21 protein-coding genes and 1 pseudogene are annotated in these 23,830 nt (G+C 50.8%); 15 read left to right on the top strand and 7 right to left on the bottom strand.

The annotated features are described in order from the left end of the window. The first annotated feature begins 157 nt into the window (after positions 1-157). Positions 158-1,057: a YitT family protein gene (locus tag GPK83_RS14435; protein ID WP_015553517.1), complete on the top strand. Its 900-nt coding sequence runs from the start codon at positions 158-160 to the stop codon at positions 1,055-1,057. A gap of 208 nt (positions 1,058-1,265) precedes the next feature. Here the strand turns inward: GPK83_RS14435 and GPK83_RS14430 are convergent, their stop codons facing one another. Then, complete coding sequence (locus tag GPK83_RS14430) at positions 1,266-2,120, bottom strand: ABC transporter permease (protein WP_015553516.1); 855 nt, start codon at positions 2,118-2,120, stop codon at positions 1,266-1,268. Positions 2,121-2,268: 148 nt separating this feature from the next. Then, positions 2,269-3,021: pseudogene (locus GPK83_RS14425) on the bottom strand (ATP-binding cassette domain-containing protein); the annotation flags it as partial. Positions 3,022-3,568: 547 nt separating this feature from the next. On the opposite strand from GPK83_RS14425, the gene GPK83_RS14420 reads away from it, so the two are divergent. From GPK83_RS14420 to GPK83_RS14410, 3 genes are read left to right on the top strand one after another with little or no spacing between them, the layout of a single operon-like run. Next, positions 3,569-4,885 carry an efflux RND transporter periplasmic adaptor subunit gene (locus GPK83_RS14420; protein ID WP_242990559.1) on the top strand — a complete coding sequence of 439 codons (1,317 nt, stop codon included), beginning with the start codon at positions 3,569-3,571 and terminating at the stop codon, positions 4,883-4,885. Positions 4,886-4,888: 3 nt separating this feature from the next. Further along, positions 4,889-5,713, top strand: a complete 825-nt coding sequence (locus GPK83_RS14415) for an ABC transporter ATP-binding protein (protein ID WP_215705104.1) — start codon at positions 4,889-4,891, stop codon at positions 5,711-5,713. After that, positions 5,707-6,918 (top strand): ABC transporter permease, encoded by a 1,212-nt coding sequence (locus tag GPK83_RS14410; protein ID WP_117552561.1) that lies wholly within the window; start codon positions 5,707-5,709, stop codon positions 6,916-6,918. The genes GPK83_RS14415 and GPK83_RS14410 overlap by 7 nt, the downstream gene beginning before the upstream one ends. Positions 6,919-7,050: 132 nt before the next feature. Here the strand turns inward: GPK83_RS14410 and GPK83_RS14405 are convergent, their stop codons facing one another. After that, positions 7,051-7,533 carry a hypothetical protein gene (locus GPK83_RS14405; protein ID WP_181968034.1) on the bottom strand — a complete coding sequence of 161 codons (483 nt, stop codon included), beginning with the start codon at positions 7,531-7,533 and terminating at the stop codon, positions 7,051-7,053. 233 nt (positions 7,534-7,766) lie between these two features. Here GPK83_RS14405 and GPK83_RS14400 point away from each other — a divergent pair, with 233 nt between their 5' ends. From GPK83_RS14400 to GPK83_RS14370, 7 genes are all read left to right on the top strand, one after another. Beyond that, positions 7,767-8,426: an HAD family hydrolase gene (locus GPK83_RS14400; protein ID WP_015553508.1), complete on the top strand. Its 660-nt coding sequence runs from the start codon at positions 7,767-7,769 to the stop codon at positions 8,424-8,426. Positions 8,427-8,603: 177 nt separating this feature from the next. Further along, complete coding sequence (locus GPK83_RS14395; protein WP_215705103.1) at positions 8,604-9,773, top strand: metal ABC transporter substrate-binding protein; 1,170 nt, start codon at positions 8,604-8,606, stop codon at positions 9,771-9,773. After that, entirely contained in the window at positions 9,770-10,480 is a 711-nt protein-coding gene (locus GPK83_RS14390; protein WP_117470694.1) for an ABC transporter ATP-binding protein, read from the top strand. Before GPK83_RS14395 ends, GPK83_RS14390 begins: the two co-directional genes overlap by 4 nt. Beyond that, positions 10,481-11,299 carry a metal ABC transporter permease gene (locus tag GPK83_RS14385; RefSeq protein ID WP_215705102.1) on the top strand — a complete coding sequence of 273 codons (819 nt, stop codon included), beginning with the start codon at positions 10,481-10,483 and terminating at the stop codon, positions 11,297-11,299. Between the two features lie 305 nt (positions 11,300-11,604). Then, a complete protein-coding gene (locus GPK83_RS14380; RefSeq protein WP_215705101.1) occupies positions 11,605-12,873 on the top strand; it encodes a CobW family GTP-binding protein in 1,269 nt (422 codons plus the stop codon). A gap of 89 nt (positions 12,874-12,962) precedes the next feature. Then, a complete protein-coding gene (locus GPK83_RS14375; RefSeq protein WP_330579520.1) occupies positions 12,963-13,910 on the top strand; it encodes a GTP-binding protein in 948 nt (315 codons plus the stop codon). Between the two features lie 53 nt (positions 13,911-13,963). After that, positions 13,964-14,122, top strand: a complete 159-nt coding sequence (locus GPK83_RS14370) for a hypothetical protein (RefSeq protein WP_215705100.1) — start codon at positions 13,964-13,966, stop codon at positions 14,120-14,122. Between the two features lie 28 nt (positions 14,123-14,150). Here GPK83_RS14370 and GPK83_RS14365 read toward each other — a convergent pair whose 3' ends face one another. Then, positions 14,151-15,662, bottom strand: coding sequence for a polysaccharide deacetylase (locus GPK83_RS14365; RefSeq protein ID WP_252196377.1), 1,512 nt, complete (start codon positions 15,660-15,662; stop codon positions 14,151-14,153). A 407-nt stretch (positions 15,663-16,069) separates the two neighbouring features. On the opposite strand from GPK83_RS14365, the gene GPK83_RS14360 reads away from it, so the two are divergent. After that, positions 16,070-17,215: a D-alanyl-D-alanine carboxypeptidase family protein gene (locus tag GPK83_RS14360; RefSeq protein ID WP_242990564.1), complete on the top strand. Its 1,146-nt coding sequence runs from the start codon at positions 16,070-16,072 to the stop codon at positions 17,213-17,215. Positions 17,216-17,414: 199 nt separating this feature from the next. On the opposite strand, the gene GPK83_RS14355 is transcribed toward GPK83_RS14360, so the two are convergent. Further along, complete coding sequence (locus GPK83_RS14355; RefSeq protein ID WP_215705098.1) at positions 17,415-18,413, bottom strand: ABC transporter substrate-binding protein; 999 nt, start codon at positions 18,411-18,413, stop codon at positions 17,415-17,417. 277 nt (positions 18,414-18,690) lie between these two features. On the opposite strand from GPK83_RS14355, the gene GPK83_RS14350 reads away from it, so the two are divergent. Further along, positions 18,691-20,001: an O-acetylhomoserine aminocarboxypropyltransferase/cysteine synthase family protein gene (locus GPK83_RS14350; RefSeq protein ID WP_215705097.1), complete on the top strand. Its 1,311-nt coding sequence runs from the start codon at positions 18,691-18,693 to the stop codon at positions 19,999-20,001. A gap of 302 nt (positions 20,002-20,303) precedes the next feature. Here the strand turns inward: GPK83_RS14350 and GPK83_RS14345 are convergent, their stop codons facing one another. Next, on the bottom strand, positions 20,304-20,783 hold the full coding sequence (locus GPK83_RS14345) for an Rrf2 family transcriptional regulator (RefSeq protein WP_021904784.1): 480 nt from the start codon (positions 20,781-20,783) through the stop codon (positions 20,304-20,306). A 317-nt stretch (positions 20,784-21,100) separates the two neighbouring features. Here GPK83_RS14345 and GPK83_RS14340 point away from each other — a divergent pair, with 317 nt between their 5' ends. Beyond that, positions 21,101-21,625 (top strand): adenine phosphoribosyltransferase, encoded by a 525-nt coding sequence (locus GPK83_RS14340; RefSeq protein WP_215705096.1) that lies wholly within the window; start codon positions 21,101-21,103, stop codon positions 21,623-21,625. Positions 21,626-21,855: 230 nt separating this feature from the next. Then, positions 21,856-22,086 carry a hypothetical protein gene (locus GPK83_RS14335; RefSeq protein WP_015553497.1) on the top strand — a complete coding sequence of 77 codons (231 nt, stop codon included), beginning with the start codon at positions 21,856-21,858 and terminating at the stop codon, positions 22,084-22,086. Here the strand turns inward: GPK83_RS14335 and GPK83_RS14330 are convergent, their stop codons facing one another. Further along, on the bottom strand, positions 22,087-23,670 hold the full coding sequence (locus tag GPK83_RS14330) for an oligosaccharide flippase family protein (protein WP_215705095.1): 1,584 nt from the start codon (positions 23,668-23,670) through the stop codon (positions 22,087-22,089). It abuts the gene before it with no gap. Positions 23,671-23,830 lie beyond the last annotated feature (160 nt).

The following is a 23,830-nucleotide window of genomic DNA, read 5'->3' as shown; positions in this document are numbered from 1 at the left end:
ATGATAAAGTTAGGAAGGTCGTTTTTCTAATACCCCATACAAAACGGCAAAGAATCTGAAAATAATGGACCGATTCGGGGAAATATACCATTTGATTTATCAAATACAACAATACCGGATCGCAGCACCAAGAGTATGAAAAAGGAGTACCCCACTTATGAGTTCCTGGAATGATGTTACCAAAAAGGTACGTGAAATACGGAAAAATTTTGTTGTCCGCTGTGCGATTTCCTTCGTGGCAGTTCTGGCATCTGCCCTTCTGCAGTCTTATGTAATTCTGGCCTTTATTCGTCCGGCAGGCCTTCTGTCCAGCGGATTTACGGGACTTGCGATTTTGATCGACCGAATCACTGAACTGTATGGATTTACCGTCTCGACATCTTTGGCACTCGTTGTTTTAAACCTGCCTGTTGCCCTGATGTGCTGCCGCAGCATCAACGTGAAATTCACGGTGTTTTCGCTGCTGCAGGTATTTTTTGCAAGCTTTTTCTTAAAAGTCTGCCACTATACTCCGCTATTTGAGGATCTGACCCTGAATGTGATCTTCGGCGGTGTGCTTTACGGACTGTCCGTTGTCCTTTCCTTAAAAGGAAACGCATCCACAGGTGGTACCGACTTTATTGCCCTCTATGTTTCCAATAAGACCGGAAAGTCCATTTGGAACTATGTGTTCATGGGAAATGTGTGTATCCTTGTAATTTTTGGACACATGTTCGGTTGGGAGTATGCAGGATATTCCATCCTGTTCCAGTTCATCTCCACAAAGATGATCTCCACCTTCCATCACCGCTATGACCGCGTGACCTTACAGATCACCACTGAGAAAGCGGAAGAGGTCATGAAGGCGTATGTCAGCAAGTATCACCACGGTATTTCCTGCGTGGACGCCATCGGCGGCTACAGCCACAAAAAAATGTACCTGCTCCACACCGTAATTTCTTCCTACGAGATCAACGATATCGTCCAGCTGATCCAGGAAGTAGATGAAAACGTGATCATAAACGTATTCAAAACAGAAGACTTCTATGGCGGATTCTACAGAGAGTCCTTGGACTAGCTTAAAATCAAAAAATATTCCCCAGAAGACATGCCCCGGTATATGGGCGGTGTTTTCTGGGGATTTTTGTTTGTGAGACTATTTCTTCCAGTCACTGATGAGAGCGGTGCATGATGTTGGTAAAAAAATTTGTTTAGAAAGATTTTATGGATTAACGGATTGTCATGCATCCGAAAAACCTACCGATACCAGAAACTGTGGATGGATTCTACTGCCTACACCTCCGTTCCAGCACTGCCACCGCCTGATACAGGATTGCGGACAGAATACAGAGGATCACGATGGACATGATCACGAGATCCAGCTTGAAGACCTGGCTGCCGTAGATGATGAGGAAGCCAAGGCCTGCCTGGGCGGAGAGAAACTCGCCGATGATGACGCCGACGAGGCAGAGACCGATGTTGACCTTCATGTTGCTGATGATAAGTGGAACAGAGCCGGGCAGCAGGACCTTTGTGAGAACATCCTTCTGTTTTCCTCCCAGCGTGTAGATCAGACGGATCTGGTCAGGATCCATGGAGAGAAAGCCGTTGTAGAGCGTTAAGATCGAGCCAAATACCGCAACAGAGACCGCCGCCGTGATGATCGTCTTCATGTTGTTGCCCAGCCATACGATGAGCAGCGGCGCGAGAGCGGACTTCGGCAGACTGTTCAATATGACAAGGTACGGTTCCAGAATCTTTGCAAGCCGCCTGCTGGACCAGAGTGCCACCGCGCCGAAGATCCCGATCCATGTCACAAGAAAAAAGCTCAAAAGCGTCTCCAAAACCGTGACTCCCGTGTGGTAAAAGATCGTCCGGTCTGCCGCCATGGAAAGAAAACAGGAGAGCACCCGGGACGGGGAACTGAAAATAAAATCGTTCAGGATCCCGATCCGGGCGCTGATCTCCCAGGAAAAAAGAAACAGGACCAGAAATAAGATCCTGCAGATGAAGATCTGCCTCCGGATCCGCCGCTCCTGCTCCAGATACCGGCACTGGGCCGGGGAGACCGCAAGATCCGCTGCCGGGATCACAGCCCGGTGCCTGCGCAGGATAAAAGAAGCGATACTATGAAATCTCATCCGGATCACCTCCCACATTGACAGCGGTCATGAGTCCGTTTCTGGCTGCCGGTGCATTCTCATCACCGGATTCAGTTCCATTGATAATATCTGTATCTCCAGATCCGGCCCCATCGACAGTTGACGTATCATCACCATTCCCGTTCCCAAGAATCTTCCACAATTCATTAAAATAAGAAGAAAACTCCGGATAATTCCGCCGCTTCAAAGGACTCATTTCATGGTTCGGAAACCGAATCACAAGCTCCCCCTTGATCGTCCCCGGTCTGTTCGTCAGCACCAGGATCCGGTCCGCTGTGCTCACCGCCTCCGAAAGATCATGGGTGATCAGGATCGCCGTTTTCTTTCTGCTGCGGATGATCGAACTGATATCATCACAGACCGAAAGCCTCGTCTGATAATCCAGAGCAGAAAACGGCTCATCAAGAAGCAGAAGATCCGGCTCTAAAGCAAGAGTCCGGATCAAAGCAGCCCGCTGCCGCATCCCCCCGGAAAGCTCCGACGGATGCGCATCGTAAAAATACTGAAGTCCGTAAGAATCCAGAAGCTCCTTCACCCGGCTCAAATGCTTTGAATCACACTTCCTCCGCACCTCAAGCCCCAGTGAAACATTCGAAAGGATCGTCCGCCACTCAAACAAATGATCCCTCTGCAGCATGTACCCGATCCCCGAAGTCCCCTTCCCGACAGAAACCCCGTCAAAAAGAATCTCCCCCCGCTCAGGGGCCAAAAGCCCGGCAAGCAGAGAAAGCAACGTAGACTTCCCACACCCGGACGGCCCGACAATACAAAGAAACTCGCCGGAATTCACATGAAACGATATATCAGAAAGGGCCTTCGTCTCTCCCTCCATGGTGTGGTAGGAATAATCCACCCCTCTAACTTCCAATTTCGGAGTCATGGATACCTCACTCAAACGTATTTACTATAAAATATGTAAAAACCTCTCATCCGTGAGCCAACCGTCAAAACAACAGCACAGTACACAACTATTATGCAGCACTGCTTATTCCTTTCTCGTCCCTCAGCACAGTCATATCCTCAACGCACAGCGCAGCGCCTGCGCTCCCGCCAGTACACAGCACAGACCAGCTTTCAGATCCGGGCGATTGATTTTCGGGGCATGGCTTCCTCTTGGCGCGCAGAAGAATGCGTTGGAGGAGCGTGGACACTTGTTTGAGCGTAAGCGAGTTGTGTCCACGCTTCTCCGCCTTTAGCATTCTCCTGCAAGCCTAGAGGAACCGCCCCGAAAATCCTCTGAGCCCGAATCTGAAAGCTGGTCTGTGCGTACCCCCCCGCCAATTCACCTCTCCCCCAAAAACCGTAAGAAAATCGCAAGAAAACCGCCAGATAAAAGACCCAAGAAAGAAACATTTCCCTGCTATACTAAATTCCAGTGTTAAAATAATCACATTTAACATAGAAAACCTCGGAAGGAACACATGAGTATGAGCAGTGAAGAAAAAATCTCACCAGAAGAATTCGACAAAGAACTAGACTCCCTACTGGCCGGAACCACAGAAAAGAAACCCAAAAACCCAAAGAGAAAAAAGATCATAATCGCCGCCGCCATTGCCATCCTCGGAATCACCGGCATCAAACTCCTGTCCGGCGGAAAAGACATGGTCCCCGTTGTGGACACTGTGACCCCAACCCGCAAAACCATCCAAAACCGCCTCACCGTCACCGGCCCCATCTCCGGAACCGACAGCGTAGACGTCGTCTCAAACCTCCACGCTGAGATCCTCGAAATTCCCGTAAAAGAAGGCGACAAAGTCACAAAAGGCCAGCCCCTGGCAGTCCTCGACGATTCCGACGTAAAAAAAGAAGCCGACATCGCCAAAAACGACTACGACCTCGCCGTGACCACCTGCGCCGAAAAAGATAAAGAAGCAAGAAACGGCTACGCCAAAGCCATCCAGGACCTGAACACCGCCCAGGCCAACTACGACCGCACAAAAGCCCTCTTTGATGGCGGCAGCGTCCCCAAAGTTGATCTTGAGACAGCGGAAAACGGTCTCCACGACGCAGAACGGGAATGCGACTCCTACACAATAAAAAACGGATCCGCCGTCGCCGATGACTCCTACCGCCTCCAGATCGAAAAAGCAAAATTCGACTACGAAAAAGCCGTAGAGCAGTTAGATAATACGATATTAAAAGCCCCTATCGACGGCACCGTCGTCCGCGTCAACACAAAAGTAGGCCGCTTTGCCGACAAAATGGAAAACGACGCCCCACTCTTCGTGATCGAAAACCTCGATAACCTGGAACTCGAGATCAAAGTCAGCGAGTACACCATCGGAAAAGTCGCCGTCGGCCAGGAAGCCGAGATTTCCGCGGACATCTTAAACGGTGAGACCGTCCACGGCGAAGTCATCTCGATCTCCCCGACCGGCGAAGAAAAAGGCGGCGGTTCCAGCGAGCGCGTCATCCCCACAAAGATCCGCGTCACAGATCAGGACACAAAACTGATCGCTGGAATCACCGCCCGCGCGTCCATTGTCCTGGAAGAATCCGAGAACGCCCTGACAGTCCCAGTCTCCGCCGTGATGGAAAAAGACGGAACGAACTACGTCCAGGAGATCAGTGACGGAACCGTATCCTGGGTTCCGGTGGACATCGGTGTGGAAGGCGATGTGGAGATGGAGATCATCCCGGTGGAAGGGAGCTCCCTGGATGAAAACTCCGTCCTGATTGCGGAGCCGGGAGAGCAGTACACAGATGGAATGGCAGTCACATCATCCGGAAAACAGGGGGAATAAACAATGTTTGAAAAACTGACAAGATCCCGCTACATGACGGAAAACGTGACAGACGAGCTGATCCGCCTGGAAAACCTCGTAAAGATCTACGACACAGGCGCGATCCGGGTCATGGGACTAAAGAAAATCAACCTGACGATCCACCGCGGCGAGTTCGTTGCGATCATGGGACACTCCGGATCGGGAAAATCCACCCTGATGAACATTTTAGGCTGCCTGGACCGCCCGACACTGGGTCACTATTACCTCGACGGGATCGACACGGCGGCCCTGTCCCCGGACGAACTCTCCGCGGTGCGGAATAAAAAGATCGGCTTCGTGTTCCAATCCTTCAACCTGATCTCCAGGACATCGGCGTTAAAAAATGTGGAGCTCCCGATGACCTACGCGAGGATCCCGAAAAGGAAAAGGACGGAGCGGGCCATGGAACTGTTGGAGTGCGTGGGGCTGGAAAAACGCTCCGGACACATGCCCAATGAGATGTCCGGCGGACAGAGACAGCGCGTTGCCATTGCGAGAGCGCTGGCGAACGAGCCGCCGCTGATCCTGGCGGATGAACCGACGGGAAATCTCGATACAGCCGCGTCCATCGAGATCATGGAGATCTTCTCGGAACTCCACAAAGCGGGAGCCACAGTGATCGTTGTCACCCACGAGGAAAATATCGCCGCCTTTACGGACCGGATCATCCACTTCTCAGATGGTCAGATCATCAAAGATGAGATCAACGAAAACCCGACAAAAGGAAGCGGTAAAGTCCACATGAAAGGTCTCTACAGACACTTCCAGAAAACAGCCGGAACAGAGAGTGGGGTGGTCGGATGCTAGGCGAAAATATGATCATGGCCTTCCATGCAATCATGGCGAACAAGATGCGCTCACTCCTGACCATGCTGGGCATTATCATCGGAATCGGTTCTGTCATATCCATCGTTTCCATCGGCGATACGATGCGCGGACTGTTCGCGGACCTCTATAAGGACGCGGGGGCCACCCAGGCGGTGGTATCCATCGGATACAATGTGGAGGATGTGCGGGACAGCGATTACTTTACCCTGGATGAACTTGATAAGATCAAGGAGATCTTTGGGGATGAGATATCCTATATCGACAGTTACGCCAGCGTAAATTCAGAAGTCCTTGCAGGACGGACAAACATGAAATTTGACTTCCAGGGGATCGACTGGAATTTTAGCGATGTCCAGCCGGTGACCATGATTTCCGGACGTTATTTAAACGAAGGAGATATCCTTGGACGAAAGAAAAATGTGGTGATAGAGGAGGAGAGTGCCAGAAAACTTTTCGGAACGGAAAACGCGGTGGGAAAGACCTTCCGGACCACCGTCTACGGGGATACAGACATGTATACGGTAGTCGGTGTCTACAAAAAAGAGATGAGCGCCTTCCAGAAGCTTTTGTCCGGAGGTTCCGGCGATACGGGATCCGCGTATATCCCGTATACACTGCTCACATGGCCGAATGACCAGTTCTATTACTGTCGTCTGTACGCGAAAGAGGGAACGGACATGGTAAATTTCATGTCAAGGCTGACGATGTATCTCGGGAAAATTAAGAATAGAAACGCGGAAGATTTCTATACGAATACGGTGGCAAATGAGATGGGATCCATCGACAGCCTCATGGGCGGACTTTCCATGGCTGTGGGCGGGATCGCTGCGATCTCTCTCCTGGTGGGCGGCATCGGGATCATGAACATCATGCTGGTGTCCGTCACGGAGAGGACCCGCGAGATCGGTATCAGAAAGGCGCTCGGTGCAAGGACCCGGGATGTCCTGATCCAGTTCCTGACAGAGTCCGCGATCCTGTCAGCTCTGGGCGGAATCATCGGCGTTCTTCTCGCTGTGAGTCTCGTGACGGCAGGCGGCGCGGCGCTTGGACTCCCTGTTGTGATCAAACCCGGGATCATCCTTCTTGCGGTATCCTTTTCGGCCGTGGTCGGCATCTTCTTTGGGATTTACCCGGCGTCGAAAGCCGCAAAGGCGGATCCGATCGATGCTCTGAGATATGAATAAAGAGGAACTGCCGATCAATGGGACATATGCAAGAAACGTATTATTGGAACGGATGCTATATGGACCGGCAAAAAATCCCCGCAGGATGCGGAAAAACGATCCTGCGGGGATTTTTAAAATTTATGCCAGTGACTATTCTACAAGCGCACCATTCACGTCAACGGTGTATCCGTCCGGAGTCTCACAGTTTACCATGAGAGTGCCCTTGAAGCCATCACCTTCCTCGTGGAAGTAGTACCACTTGCCGCTGATCTCGTGCCAGCCGGTGAAGAGAGCACCGGTCTCAAGATCCATGTAGTACCAGTTGCCGTCATCCTTTACCCATCCGGTCTGCATGATATTGTCATGACCGAAATAGTACCAGGTTCCATCGATCTCCAGCCAGTAATCGGTAGCTTCGAGACCTTCCGCAAAGTGATATTTGTAGGTACCGTCAGAAAGCTTCTCCCAGGCACCGCCTGCCGGGGACTTTAAACCGCGGCGGCGTCCGCCGTTTGTGCTGCGTTTGTATGTGCCGGATACAACAGTTCCATCTATTGTATCAGCAGCCTGAGCTGTGATCATGGTTCCGAGAGCCAGTGTTGCAGCGAGAGCTGCGATGCAAAATTTTTTCATAAACGTACCTCCTGGGATTTCGTCTTTTGGTACAAAAATGCACATAAAATATATGTAGATTTGTCCTTTTCATATAGATATATCCTAATATGGAAACTGGAAAGAGTCAATGGGATTTAAAGGAAATTTTCGGAGCCCTATATATGCGCAGAAAGGTATTGTCATTTTTTTTTTAGTGTGATAAAATGAGTGGCACAGTTTTTGATTCGTTTTTGCTTTATATGGAGGCAGATATGAAATATAAGTGTCTGATCTTTGATCTGGATGGAACGCTGGTAAACTCGATCCATGCGCTGACATACTGTACGAACCTTTCACTGGAGAAGTTTGGGCTCGGTCCTTTGACAGAGGAACAGATGATGACCATCGTCGGCGATGGATATAAAATGCAGATGAAACGTTCCCTCGCGGCCTGCGGGGATACGGATGAGGCGCACTACGAGGCGATCCTCCCTGTATATATGGAGATATTCGGAAAATACTGTAACTATGAGATGCATCCTTACGATGGAATCGTGGAGCTCACCTCGAAGGCGAAAGAGCTGGGTTTAAAGATTGCTGTTGTATCCAACAAGCCTGATGCCCAAGCGAAGAAGACCGTAGAATATGTATTCGGCGCGGGATATTTTGACACGGTGATCGGGGAGCAGGAGGGCGTTCCGAAGAAGCCGGACCCGTCGGGAGCGTTGAAGGCGGCGAAGATCTGTGGCGCGGACCCGTCAGAGTGCCTGTATTTTGGAGATACGAATACGGACATGAAGACTGGAAAGAACGCGAAGATGACGACGGTGGGAGTTCTCTGGGGATTCAGGGGCCGTGAGGAGCTTGCGGCATTCCAGCCGGAATTTCTGCTTGAGAAACCGCTTGATATCTTAACGGAGATTGAAAAGTAGCTGTTTGGCAGACCTGTGCAGATGCGGCATGACTTATCAATGTGCCATAAAAAGGTGACAGCAGTAAGCGGATTTATTTATATATAGTGATGACTGCAGGAAAAACTGCGCAGGAAACAAAGAGCTGCTATTAAAAATAAAAGACAGTAACATGAAAATTCGGACCTTGCGTAAACTATGCTTAAAACAGCAGCCCGCGCGTTAGATACCGGAGGAAATGGATTGAAGGATTTTAGAAAAACAAGACGAAAACGGATAGAAGCATGGCTCACCGCAGCGATGTTTCTTTTTGGTACCCTGACAGGCTGTGGCTCTGTTAGTGACACACACGGAGATGTGGGAACTCCGAATGATGGAAAGCTGAAAGTTGTAACGACCCTGTTCCCGTACTACGATTTCACGAGACAGATCGCGGGGGATGCCGTAGATCTTTCCATGGTGATCCCGGCGGGACAGGACAGCCATTCCTTTGAGCCGACACCAGCAGATATCCGCCTGATCCAGAACGCGGACCTTCTGATCTGCAACGGTGGTGCCATGGAGCAGTGGGTGAGCCAGGTTGTGGCATCCCTGGATTCGGAGAGCTTAAAGGTCATCACGATGATGGACTATGTGGATACCGTGGAGGAAGAGATCGTGGAAGGCATGGAGGACGCAGGTGAGGAACATCACCACAGCCATGCGTCGGCAGACGGTACCCATGATGACCACGACCATGATGAGACGGTCCATGCTGATGACGATGATCATGATCACGATGCGGAAGATCATGATCATACGGATGATGAGCACGATGATGACGCGGACTACGAGATCGAATACGACGAGCACATATGGACCTCTCCGGTGAATGCCATGAAGATCACCCAGGTGATCACGGACACGCTTCAGGAGATGGACCCGGCAGACGCGGACATCTTTGCGGCAAATGCAGAGGATTATCTCGGCAAACTTGAGAATCTCGACCAGGAATTCCGCGATGTGGTAAATGGCGCGGACTTAGACCTCATTGTCATGGCGGACAAGTTTCCGCTTCGCTATTTTGCGGACACTTACGGACTCCGGTACAGGGCTGCGTTTTCCGGCTGCGCCTCCGACACTGAGCCAAGCGCAAAGACTATCGCATACCTGATCGACAAGGTGCGGGAGGAACAGATCCCGGCGGTCTATTACCTGGAACTCTCCAGCCACCGGGTGGCGGAGATCATCAGCGAGGAGACCGGTGCGAAGCCACTGTTATTTCACTCCTGTCATAACGTGACGAGAAGAGAGTTTGATAACGGCGTCACCTATCTGGAACTGATGGAACAGAATGTTGTCAATTTACGGGAAGGACTTTATCGATGAACCAGCCATTATTAAAATGTGAACATGTGGATTTTGGATATGAAAACTATGACGTGGTGAAGGACGTGTCCATGGAGATCAATCCTGGGGACTATCTCTGCATCGTTGGCGAGAACGGATCCGGAAAGAGCACCCTGATGAAAGGACTCTTAGGACTCATAAAGCCCACCGGCGGTGTCCTGACGCTGGCGGACGAGTTGAGACGGTCCGGAATCGGATATCTCCCGCAACAGACCCCGGCCCAGAAGGATTTCCCTGCGACGGTACAGGAGGTCGTGATCTCCGGCTGCCTTGGAAAGCGTGGAAACCGACCGTTTTACTCGATGGAAGAGCGGAAGCTTGCGGCAGTCAATATGGAAAAGCTCGGAATCACGGATCTCAAAAAGAGCTGCTACCGGGATCTCTCCGGCGGACAGAAACAGCGTACCCTGATCGCGAGGGCCCTCTGCGCTACGGATAAGCTCCTGATCCTGGACGAGCCGATCACGGGACTTGACCCGGCATCCACCCAGGATTTCTATGCGGTGATCCGCCATCTAAACAGGGACGAGAAGGTGGCTGTCCTCATGGTCTCCCACGATATCGGAAATATCGTGACCCAGGCCAACAAGATCTTACAGTTGAAACAGACGGTCCAGTTTTACGGGACCGTGGATGAGTATAAGAAATCGGAATTCGGAAGAGAATTCCTCGGAGGTGAGAACTAAATGGGACTTTTACAGGAAATGTTTTCCTATCCGTTTCTCGTGCGGGCGATGATCGGCGGTATCTGTATCTCGCTCTGCGCATCGCTCCTGGGAGTCAGCCTTGTGCTGAAACGGTATTCAATGATCGGTGACGGACTGTCCCATGTTTCCTTTGGGGCACTCTCTATCGCGGTGGCCTTTAACTGGGCGCCTCTCGCGGTATCGATCCCGGTGGTGGCAGCGGCGGCGGTCCTGCTTCTTCGGATCACGGGAAACGGAAAGATCAAGAGTGACGCGGCGATCGCGATGATTTCCGCAGGATCTCTCGCCATCGGTATCATCGTCACATCCCTGACGACGGGAATGACGACGGATGTCAGCAGCTATATGTTCGGAAGTATTTTAGCAATGAGCCGCGAGGACATGTGCTTAAGCGTAGTCCTGTCCCTGGTGGTCCTCGGCATGTTTGTGATCTGCTACAACAAGGTCTTTGCCGTGACCTTCGATGAGAGCTTCGCGAAGGCGACGGGTGTGCGGGTCTCCGCCTATAACCTTCTGATCGCGGTCCTGACTGCCATTACGATCGTTCTCGGTATGAGAATGATGGGTGCCATGCTGATCTCGAGCCTTGTGATCTTCCCGGCACTGACATCCATGCGGGTTTTTAAGAGCTTTTTCGGCGTTGTGGTATCTTCGGGCGTTGTGTCAGTGGTGTGCTTCTTTATCGGACTTATTCTTTCCTATGTATATTCGATCCCGGCGGGAGCCAGTGTTGTCGTTGTGAACCTGGCGATGTTCGGTATGTTCAGTGTCGTTCAGATGGTGAAGCAGTCGAGATAAGGGAAAAACAGCAGGATGTCAGCAGATGCGTAATCGCGAGCGCTCAATGAGGCTGGATTTTGCCAGATCCTGAAGACTGTGCGAGAAAACAATATTACATGAGAAAATTTCTCGTATTTCTGCCGCTTTCCAGGCGCCCACTGGAAGCGGCAGTACTTGACTTTGTTAGAAAATGTGTTAAAGTTAGTAATTGGTAATGAAAAATGAAAGTGCGGCAGTGGATCTGGTCTGGATACAGTATAAAATTAAGGCGGACAGATAAAAATACAGGAATGCCGCGCGGATGGCAAGAAAGAGGTGTCATTATGACAAAAATTGATATTATCTCCGGTTTCCTCGGAGCCGGAAAAACAACATTTATAAAGAAGCTTCTGAAAGAAGCAATTGCGGGCGAGAAAGTAGTCCTGATCGAGAATGAATTTGGTGAGATCGGTATCGACGGCGGCTTCTTAAAGGATTCCGGCATCGAGATCCGTGAGATGAACTCCGGATGCATCTGCTGTTCCTTAGTCGGTGATTTTGGACGTTCCTTAAATGAAGTCCTTACAAAGTATACACCGGACCGTGTAATTATCGAGCCGTCAGGTGTCGGCAAGCTTTCCGACGTCATGAAGGCAGTCTGCGACGTTGCGGGTGAGATCGACGTTGTATTAAATGGTTCCGTGACAGTCGTTGATGCTCAGAAGTGCAAGATGTATATGAAGAACTTTGGTGAGTTCTTCAACAACCAGATCGAGAGCGCAGGAACCATCGTGTTAAGCCGTACCGATGTCGCTGACGCAGACAAGGTCGCTCAGTGTGTAGAGATGATCCGCGAGAAGAACCCGAAGGCAGCTATCGTTACAACTCCGATCGACAAGCTCACAGGCGAGCAGCTTCTTGAGATCATCGAGAAGCCGACAGATGATATGGCTGAGAAGCTCCTTGAGGAGGTAAAAGAGGGCCATCACCATCATCATGACGATGACGACGAGGAGTGCTGCTGTGGCCACCACCATCACCACCACGATGACGATGATGACGACGAAGATGAGCATGAGCACCATCATCACCACCATGACGATGACGACGAGGAGTGCTGCTGTGGCCACCACCATCACCACCACGATGACGATGATGACGACGAAGATGAGCATGAGCACCATCATCACCACCATGACGATGAGGAATGCTGCTGTGGTCATCACCATCATGACCACGACGATGATGATGACGAGGATGAGCACGAGCATCACCATCACCATGACAGCGAGTGCGGATGCGGCCACCACCATCATCACCACCACGATCATGACGCCGACGAGGTATTCACAAGCTGGGGGCTTGAGACAAACCGCACCATCACGAAGGAGAAACTTGAGTCCCTGTTACAGGAGCTCGCACACTCCGAGAAATACGGCCAGGTGCTCCGTGCAAAGGGAATGTTGCCGGATGCAGACGGAACATGGTACTACTTCGATCTTGTTCCGGAAGAGACCGAGATCCGTACAGGTGCTCCGATCTACACAGGAAAAGTGTGCGTGATCGGTTCCAATCTGAAGGAAGATGAGTTAAAGAAAGCGTTTGAGGCTTAAAGAACGCAGTTTGATGCATGAAACCCAAAAGTTCCTGTCTGCGCAAGACGTGGGCAGGAACCATTTTATATAATTAGGAGAATGAGACAGTGAAACAGCAGGAAAAAATGCCGGTATTTGTCATCAACGGCTTTCTGGAAGCGGGAAAGACCCAGTTTATCACAAATACTCTACAGCAGGACTATTTCCAGGCCGACGGTACGACCGTTCTGATCCTCTGCGAGGAAGGCGATACGGAGTACGATAAGGAGATCTTAAAGAAAACAAGAACAAAGATCGTTACCGTGGAAGACATCTCCGAGATGGATGAAGATTTCTACGGACGGATCGAGGCATTATATGACCCGGCCCGGGTGCTCATCGAGTGGAACGGAATGTGGCCGCAGGATCAGCTGCAGCTCCCGGATACCTGGGAACTCTTCCAGCAGATCACGATCATCGACGGCTCCACCTTCGAGCTCTATTTAAACAACATGAAGCCGCTCCTAGCGCTCCTTGTAAAGCGCTCCGAGCTTGTGATCATGAACCGCTGCGATGAAGTCAGCGATGAGAACATCACCCGCTACCGCCGCGGCTTAAAGGCTTTAAACCCGCAGGCAGAGCTGATTTTCGAGGACGCGGAAGGCGAGATCGAGCAGGAGGTTCTGGAAGAGGATCTTCCGTACGACATGAAGGCAGATGTGATCAAGATCGATCCGAAGGATTACGGCATCTGGTACATCGACGCCATGGATAAGCAGGACCGCTACGAGGGAAAAGTTGTGGAGTTCACCGGTATGGTATTAAAATCCCCGGAATTCCCGAAGAACTATTTCGTTCCGGGCCGAATGGCGATGACATGCTGCGAGGCAGATATGACATTTTTAGGATTTATCTGCAAGGCGCGTGAGGCGAGAAACCTTGAGACAAAGCAGTGGGTCAAGGTCCGCGCGAAGATCGCATACGAGTTCTGGCCGGACTACGACGGTGTCGGTCCGGTTCTCTACGCCGAGAGCGTGGAGCCGGCGCAGGAGATCAAGGATATTGTGCAGTTCTAAATGAAGATTTCAGCTGAAAAACAGAAAATGCAGAATAATACCAGGTACGCTGGATGGGAAAAACTGTCCAGCGTATTTTGATTTTCTCGAATTCCGAAGAAGCTGCCGTTGGCAGGCTCTGCGGGTTCCCATGTATTCAGAAGGGACTTTCAGTGAAAGCTTTAGCGGATATAAACAAAAGAAACGGACTTCATGAGCCATATGAGATATGACTTTTGAAGTCCGTTTTTAATTCCAGGTCTAATTCATCGGTGCCACCGGAACCGGCCGTTCGCGGTCGAAGACCTGGGTCACATCGAAGAGGTCGCTTAAGTGGTCTTTTCCTGGATTCGTCTCCGGCAGATCGTAGTACATGCGGTAGCCGTCCAGGTTCCGGCGTCCCTGGCGGAGATAGTCAGATCCAAACTGTACCCAGTACTGGCTGGAGTCTACATTGCAGAAGTAGCGGAAGCCCAGCTCATGGAGATATGCGTATTTTTCATTTTCCATTGTGTACGGATGCCAGTCGCCAACATCTGATCCGAATGGGTAGAGCAGGATATCCGTCTTTCCGATCAGGGATTCCACCCTAGAGGCCCACTTATCGGAGTCTGTCTTCACATCCTCAAAGGAGCGTTTCCCGAAATTGATATGTCCCCAGCTGTGGGAGGCGAGCTCCCATCCGTTGTCCCTGAGACACTGTGCCACCTGGCGGACCATCTCTTTATCGGCCTCATAATTTGGGTTAGAACTCTCATAGGACGGATCCGTCCGGTATCCCAGAACGCCCTGATATCCGGTAAACGCCAGGACCGCCCGGGCACCCCGGTAGGAAAAATCGGGGTGTTCCGTGATAAAGTCCTCAAGGAGCGGCACGAGATCATAAGAGCCCACCGACACGGAGCCGTCATCCATCACCATCTCGCAGGTCGGCTTTCCGTTCTCACCCACGATCATCCGGCTTGCGAAACCATCACCGTCCATATACTCGTAATAGCAGAGGTCATCCTGGGACATGACGAAAGGAATCTTTCCAGGCGGCAGCATAATATCTCCCGCCACCATCTTCGTATTGCCGTTTTCGTCCGTCACCTCGTGGGCAATATCGTGGAGCTTTACGAGAACATATCCTTTCTCGTACATGGAATCCAGGATCTTTAAAAATTCGCTCTTCGTGGTCATCACCTGGTTGTAGCCCTTGGAATCCGCGTCCCCGTCGAAGGCTTTGGAGTTATCCATGATCAGGGAGTGGAAGAACACATGGGTGATCTTGTTTACATCCGCCCGGACGAGTGTGGATTTTGTCTCCTCGCAGGCGGCGAGAAGTTCCTTCACATCGGAATTCTCCGCGTAATCCGGGTTGGAGTTTAAGATCTTGATGGCAGCATCGTAGTCGTAGGTGACGAATTTTGCGTGAGCGCTGTTTAAAATCCCATCCAGGGCAGTATCGCCTGTATTGTAGGCGGCAGCCGGTGCGGCAGCTTCCTGTGACTCCGGAGAAGCGTCTTCTCCGGATCCGCTCTCCGCAAGTGAAACAGTCGTTTTATCATCTCCGGACGGATCGGATTCCGCCGAAGATTCAGAAGTGTTGTTTTTCAACTGTGTGGATAAGTGCCCTCCTTTTTTAAAGAGGAGCAGTCCGCCGATTCCCAGGAGAAGAACTCCGAGAACGATCAGCAGTATCGTAATATGAACTGTCCGCCGCCGTTTCCGCAGCTTTTCGCGGCTTGAAATATATGCGCGGCGCCTTTCAAAATCATTATTGTATTCCAAAATATCACCTCGTAATTTAATTCGTAACCGCCGTCCTTTGCCAGACAGAACAACGGATAAAATTCTGTATTTATTACTTCTATCATAGCACAACCCCATGTCCGACGCTACGAGAAATAGAAAAATTAAGCATTTTGTAAGCAGTGACATAAAGGGGGATGTCCGGGCCATATTTTATAAGGAGAAAACTGGCTGAGAACATGAAAAGCGTGCCGCAGGGCGGAATAAAATGGCGTCCGGGCGGAGAAATTTTATGGAACAGCAGGCAGGTCGGGAGTAGAAATATGAGAGTGGGAAAAAGAAGCATTTGTGGGATCATGGCCGGAATCCTGTTCATGATGGAACCGGTGAGCGGATATGGGATGATGAGGGAAGGGACGTGGAAAAAGGATATAAGAAATCAGATCATGGAAATACAGCAGATGCAGCCGGAGCTGACACCGTACACCGGCCCGGAGATCACGGCTCCGTCCGCAATCCTCATGGAGGCATCCACGGGGACCGTGATCTGCGAGAAAAACGCGGATGAGCCGAGAAATCCCGCCAGTGTCACAAAGATCATGACGCTGATCCTGATCTTCGACGCCCTGCAGTCAGGGAAGATCCGTCTGACAGACGAGGTGGTGACAAGCGCCCACGCGAAATCCATGGGCGGATCCCAGGTGTTCCTGGAGGAGGGCGAGATCCAGACAGTGGAAACTCTGATTAAGTGCATCGTCATCGCCTCCGGCAACGACGCGTCGGTGGCAATGGCTGAGTTTATCGGAGGCGATGAGGGGACTTTTGTGAAGATGATGAATGAGCGGGCGAAAGGCCTGGGGATGGAGCACACGAAGTTCATTGACTGCTGTGGACTCACGGATTCCCCGGAACATGTGACTACGGCGAGGGACATCGCGCTGATGTCCAGGGAACTTATCACAAAATACCCGCAGATCACAAACTATACGACGATCTGGATGGAGAATATCACCCATGTGACGAAGCAGGGGACAAAGGAGTTCGGTCTCTCCAACACAAATAAGCTCTTAAAGATGGCGACGAATTTCGAGGTGACGGGGCTGAAAACAGGTTCCACCAGTATCGCAAAATACTGTCTCTCCGCCACAGCAAAAAAGGACGGCGTGGAGCTTATCGCCGCGATCATGGCGGCACCGGACTTCAAGGCGAGATTTAAGGACGCGGTGACACTCTTAAATTACGGGTACGGAAACTGCCGACTCTATAAAGATGAGACGCCGCCGGAGCTTCCGAAACTCTCCGTGACAGGCGGAAAAGAGCCGGAGGTGGAACTTTCCTACGGCGAGACCTTTACATATCTGGGACTCCACGGCGAGGACTTTTCCGGCGTGGAGCGGGAACTGATGCTGGAAGAGAGCGCAAAGGCCCCGGTAAAGGCGGGAGACCAGCTTGGAACGCTGCGCTACCGGTTTAATGGGGAGGAGATCGGAAACATCCCTGTCATTGCGGCCCGGGATGTGGATCCCGCGGGATTTTCTGACTATGTGAAGTGGATGATGGGATGGTGGAGAATGAGAGGAGAGGAAGTATAAAAATATCGGAGAGATCTGAATTTAAATGATTAGTAACCTCAGTACTTTCATAGTTACAAGCAAAAATCATTCGAGACCGGCTGCGCCGATGGGATTTTTGCCTTCCAGCTTATGTTTTCTTACGGTCAGCGCAGCAAGTGCGCAGACCTGCTGAACAGTTACAATGATTAAAAAAATTCAGATCTCTCCGATTAAAAAGTTATTTCTCTGCGGCTGCCTTCGCAAACTCCGTATTCACAAGATCCTCATAAGGAACCCGCGTGTCAAGCTCGCCGGCTTCCTCCAGAATGTTCTCGAGAAGCTCAAAGCTTTCCTTCTCAAAGACCGTATTTTCTTTCCAGGTATCCTGCTCTTTGTAGCGGTCCACGATGATCGCGATCTTTTCGGTGTCGGTCTCCTTAAACTGCGGGCTTATCGTCTCGGCGATCTCCTCAGCGGAGTGGGTGTTCACATAGTCGAGGCCTTTCTGAATCGCATTTGTGAATTTCCGGATGATCTCCGGATGCTTTTCAATATAGCTTTTTTTTGCACTGTAGGCCGTGTAAGGGACGTAGCCGGAGTCTTTTCCGAGGGACGCGACTACATAGCCGTTTCCTTCCTGTTCCAGGGCTGTCGCGAAGGGTTCGAACTCGACGGTGTAGTCGGAATCATTGCTGGTGAACGCCGCCGCGGTGAGACCGAAGCTGATGCTCTGGTCGATGGAGAGATCCTTTGTGGGATCGATGCCGTTTTTCTTTAAGATATACTCAAAGACCATCTGGGGCATGCCACCGGCACGGCCGCCTAAAACTTTCTTCCCAATGAGGTTTTCCCACTTGAAATCAGCTTCCGGTGTCCGTCCAACGAGGAAGTTCCCAGCCCGCTGGGTGAGTTGGGCGAAGTTTACGGCGTAGTCATCATCGCCCTGGATATAAGTATAGATACTCGCCTCAGATCCCATGAACCCGATGTCCGCATCCCCGGATACCAGAGCTGTCATGACCTTGTCAGCCCCTGCACCGTTTACCAGTGTCAGATCGATTCCCTCCTCCTCAAAATACCCCAGCTCGATGGCGGCATACTGGGGGGCGTAGAAGATGGAGTGGGCAACCTCATTTAAAGTCACGGGAGTTAAGGAGGATTCCGCGTTCTTTTTACACCCGGTGAGCAGAGCCGCCGCCGTAAACACAAAAAGAACCGGTGCCAGAAATTTTCTCATAATACCAAAAGACCTCTCTTTGCGATCGTTCTATATGTTCAGTGTATGAGAAATGCCGGAAAGGGTGCAAAAGATCATGATTCCTGCGGTGCCTTGACGCAGCATAAAGCAATAGGAAAAACCTATAGCAAACCTTGAGTACATCCAATTAGACAGATTTTCCAACATATGGTACTATTACCTTGCAACCAGATAGGATGGTTGGTAAATGAAAATAAGAAATTTTTCGGGAATGAAATGCGATGTCCCGATCCGGAATAAGAGGAGGAAAATCACTATGGCAAAGAAAACAAGAGCAGAGAGAAACTTCAAATTTGAGACATTACAGCTTCATGTAGGACAGGAGCAGCCGGATCCGGTGACAGACGCGAGAGCGGTTCCGATCTACCAGACCTCTTCCTATGTATTCAGAAACTGCGAGCATGCGGCAGCACGTTTCGGACTCACAGACGCAGGAAATATCTACGGCAGGCTGACAAACCCGACCGAGGATGTATTTGAGAAGAGGATCGCAGCATTGGAGGGCGGCGTTGCGGCACTGGCAGTTGCCTCCGGCGCGGCAGCAGCAACCTATGTATTCCAGAACCTTGCTCATGCAGGTGACCACATCGTTGCGGCAAAGAACATCTACGGCGGAACATACAACCTTTTAGCGCACACACTTCCGGAGTACGGCGTGACAGCAACCTTCGTTGACCCGTTCAACTACGAGGAAGTTGAGAACGCGATCCAGGAGAACACAAAAGCGATCCATGTTGAGACACTCGGAAATCCGAACTCCGATGTCGTTGATATCGAGAAGCTGGCTTCCATCGCCCATGCACATAAGATCCCGCTGGTTGTCGACAATACGTTCGCGACTCCGTACCTTGTAAGACCGATCAAGTACGGCGCAGATATCGTATTCCATTCCGCGACAAAATTCATCGGCGGCCACGGAACCACGATCGGCGGTGTGATCATCGACAGCGGCAACTTTGACTGGGAAGCAAGCGGAAAGTTCCCGTCCTTAGTTGAGCCGAACCCGAGCTACCACGGTGTAAGCTTCGTAAAGGCAGCAGGAAGAGCTGCATTCGTCACAAAGATCCGCGCGATCTTACTTCGCGACACAGGCGCAACGATCTCCCCGTTTCACGCATTCATTTTCTTGCAGGGACTCGAGACACTGTCTCTCCGTGTAGAGCGCCATGTACAGAACGCCCTGAAGGTCGTTGAGTACTTAAACAACCATCCGCTTGTAGAAAAAGTAAACCATCCGTCCGTATCCGATGATCCGGAACAGCAGAGACTCTACAAGAAATACTTCCCGAACGGCGGCGGCTCCATCTTCACCTTCGAGATCAAAGGCGGCGCAGAGGCAGCGAAGAAGTTTATCGATAACCTCGAACTCTTCTCCTTACTTGCAAATGTTGCTGACGTGAAGTCTCTCGTGATCCATCCGGCATCTACGACCCACTCCCAGTTAAACGACGAGGAGTTGGCGGATCAGGGCATCAAGCAGAACACGATCCGTCTCTCCATCGGTACAGAGAACATCGACGACATCATCGAGGATCTGGACGAGGCGTTTAAGACATTACAGGAATAATCCCCCAACAGTTCAGCCGTGCGTCGAGCTGTGCTGGAAAAAATCCCCCTCAATTAACGAACGAATACAGGACAGCGGTCACTGCGTAGCAATATGTGTGACCGCTGTTCTGTTGTTGGACGGAAGTGGAATATATGTGGATGCCATGCTGCCGTCCCCAATATATAAATCTGTAACGGTCTGTGCCGTTGAACAGGCACAGAAAAAGCTTCGTAAGAAACTGCCTTAAGACAATTTTTTTGCGAAGCTTTTTTGTTTCGACATATAAAATACAATATAAAAAAGTCACAAAGCCGCAGATTTTATGACTGACACGGACCCTTCACACTGTTTAAGATCTCCTCAGCCGCCAGTCTGTGCTTTTCCTCCAGCTCATGTTTCTGATCCAGGATCGTCTGGATCGTGATTCCGTCTAAGTAGTCCATGATGACGCGGTTTAGACCTTCCCAGACCGGGAGCGTGTCGCAGGCGGAGCAGCGCTCGCAGGGGTTTGGAGTGTGCTCGAGGCAGGAGACCGGGGCGAGGCTGCCTTCAGTGGTCTGTAAGATCGCACCGACGGTGCATTCCGACGGGGATTTTGCGAGTTTGTATCCGCCCTGGTAGCCGCGGGTGGTGGAGAGCATTCCGGTCTTGTTTAAGAGTGGAACGATCTGCTCTAAATATTTTTTTGAGAGACCCTGGCGGGCGGCGATGTCCTTTAAGGAGATAAAGCCATCGTCGGCATGTTCAGCCAGGTCGATGACCATGCGCAGTGCATAACGACCTTTTGTAGATATTTTCATGATTATTTCACCAATTTCAACAGTGATCTGACAAGATGTGAGATGCTCAGATCACTGGACTTCCTAAAAAATGTTATAATTATGCCGATACGGAACAATTTTGCGATATTATTCTGTAGAAATACGCTCAGAGGGCATCCGCAGATGAAACAAACAAAGATTCCGCTCACATGCGGAATCCGGAACTGCTCTGATTATACTACAAAAAAGGTAGGCATTCAACCGACGTTTTGCTTTTTCTCAAGGTTGCCAGAAAAAAACACATGTGATAAAATAGAAGTAATCGTGGATCGAATCAGAAAGGAACCATAAATATTATGAAAAAGCTGGAAGATTATGTAGTAAGCATCCCGGATTTTCCGGAGCCGGGAATTATTTTCCGTGATATCACTTCAATTTTACAGGATTCGGACGGATTAAAGCTGTCGATTGATTCTCTCCTTGAGATGGTAAAAGACGTAGATTTCGATGTGGTCGTTGGAGCGGAGTCCAGAGGATTTATTTTTGGAACACCGGTTGCTTACGCGATGGGAAAAGCCTTTGTTCCAGCGAGAAAACCGGGAAAGCTTCCGAGAGAGACCGTTTCTATGGAGTACGCCTTGGAGTACGGCACAGGAACCATCGAGCTCCACAAGGATTCCATCAAGCCGGGCCAGAAGGTCGTGATCATCGATGACCTGATCGCGACAGGCGGAACCGTGGAAGCAATCGCAAAGCTTGTGGAAGAGCTTGGCGGAGAGGTCGTTAAGATCTGTTTTGTGATGGAGCTTGCGGGATTAAAGGGAAGAGATAAACTGCAGAAATATGATGTGGATTCTGCGATCATTTACGAGGGGAAATAAGCTCGTCAGACAGGTTTGAGAGAACATGGCAGCAATGCCGGGAAAGTAAAAAGGTAATGCCGCCAGGGAACGCTAAAAAAGCGGTCTGGCGGCATTTTTACGTCACTGGGCATCCGGAAGAAACTGCCTGTGGCGATGATACAAGGCGGAAAGTGAGAACCAGAAGGTACCGACGAAATGTTTCACGACTTCTGGAATGCCTGTTACCGTAAATAGAAAAGAGGATAAAAATGAGAGAGATCGTATTTAAAATGGAACGTCCGGGTCTTGTGGAGGTCGGACAGGAGGTGGACGTCAGCGAGTCCATCACACCGGTCAATGTGAACTACATGATCGAGCCGGCGGTGGCGATGTCGGGATTGTTCCGGTTTACGGAGAGACTGAAGAGCAAAAAGGGCATCGTGAAGGATATTATCCAGAATGACCGTGGGTATTATGTGACGGTGGAATTCGACGAGTGATCATGTAGAGGCCGGACTCTGTTTTCTGTGAAAAAACAGCAGAAACAGGAGATACATGGTGGATAAAAGAAGTATCTGCACTGCAGTCCGGAAAAAATCCGGGAGTCCTGCCGGAAGCGGAAGCGTTTCCGGAAAGAGCCGGAAGAGCCACAGGGCGCAAAGCAGGCAGAAAACAGGCTTTCCGATCAATATCCATGCGTTCCAGTCACATGGGACGATCCTTCGGAGCGCCAGAATATGGAGCAGGGCTAAAAGCATCTCACTCGCAAGCATCCCCCAGAGGCATGCGCGGATCCCAAACTCCGGGATCCCGAACCACACGAAGGCGATGCGGACGAGAAGGGAGATCAGATGGTGGAAAAAAGTGAGCTTTGTTTTTCCGAGACCATTTAAAATACTGCCAGACGAGGTGGCGAGATAGAGAAACGGGCAGAGCCAGGCGAGGATCTGAATGAAGGATCCGGCGTCCTGGCTTTTAAATATCTGTAAGCCAAGTGCTTCGCCGAAGACCGTGAAGACCCCAACGCAGAAGATCCCGAGATAGAGACTGTACCGGAAGGCCATGGAGATCCCGTCCGCGATTCCGGAATCGTTTCCGGCGGACTGATGCCTCGCGGTGACTGGCAACAGGACCACAGCCAGAGAGTTTACAAGGGCCGATGGAAAGAGGACAAAGGGCATTGCCATGCCTGTGAGCGTTCCATATGTACTGACGGCCTGGGAACGGGTGAGTCCGTAGACGGTCAGGCGCTCCGGGATCATGATCGTCTCCGCGCTTTGCAAAAGGTTCAGGATGAGACGGTTTGCCATGAGCGGAGCGGCGAGGGCAAGGAGGGCGGCCATGGGAGAGAACAGATTGCCTGAGAAATCTGAAATTCGTCCGGAATTCCCGAAAAGAGGATTTTTTATGGAACTTTGGCCAACACTGTATGATCTGCCTGTATTTTCGTGAAATTCATGAAATAAAAGAAAAAATATCAGCATAAACAATGCCGATCCGGCTTCCCCGGCAACCAGCCCGAATACGGCAAGTGACACTGTGACCGGAATCCGTTTCTCGATGCAGACAGACACCAGCAGAAATACCGTAAAGATCCGGATCATCTGTTCAAAAAGCTGGGCGGCAGCGGGGACGGAGACTTTTTCTTTTCCGTAATAGTACCCGCAGATGCAGGCATGGACGGAGGTACACGGAATCGCGAAGGCCATGACGGAGAGCAATGGGGCACACCGCGGTTCCATGAGGACGTGTTCCGCAAGAGGGACCGAGAAGTGCCGGATCACAAAGGCGGCGGCCAGAGACATGGCGAAAGATAAAGAAAAACCAGAGAGCAGCGTTCGCTTCGCATGGTCCGGGTCCGCCGCGGTAAAGCGGGAGATGGCGGTCTGGATCGACCCGGCGCAGAGGGAGAAAAAGATTCCGTAGACTGGGAAGATCATCTGGTAGATTCCGAGTCCCTCCGCACCGATCGTCCGGGAGAGAAAGATCCGGTAGAAAAATCCGAGGACCCGGGAAAGAAGTCCGGCGGCGGTGAGGAGAATGGTTCCAGTGATCAGTGGGTGAGTTTTATGGGATAAAGGCATGGGCAGCTCCGTTGAGGCAGAAGGATTCTGTTATATATATGTGGAAATAAGAGATGGATATGACGGCTGAAACCGCTGAAAATACGGGGATTTCCTAAATACTTAGCGAGTTACTGTGTATTTCTGAAAAAACATAAGATTACCGGTTGAAATTCCCAAC

Source organism: Clostridium sp. MCC328, assembly GCF_018785465.1.
Lineage (GTDB): Bacteria > Bacillota > Clostridia > Lachnospirales > Lachnospiraceae > Pilosibacter > Pilosibacter fragilis.
The sequence above is the reverse complement of the archived record's forward strand: the minus strand, read 5'-3'. Positions and strand labels throughout refer to the sequence as shown.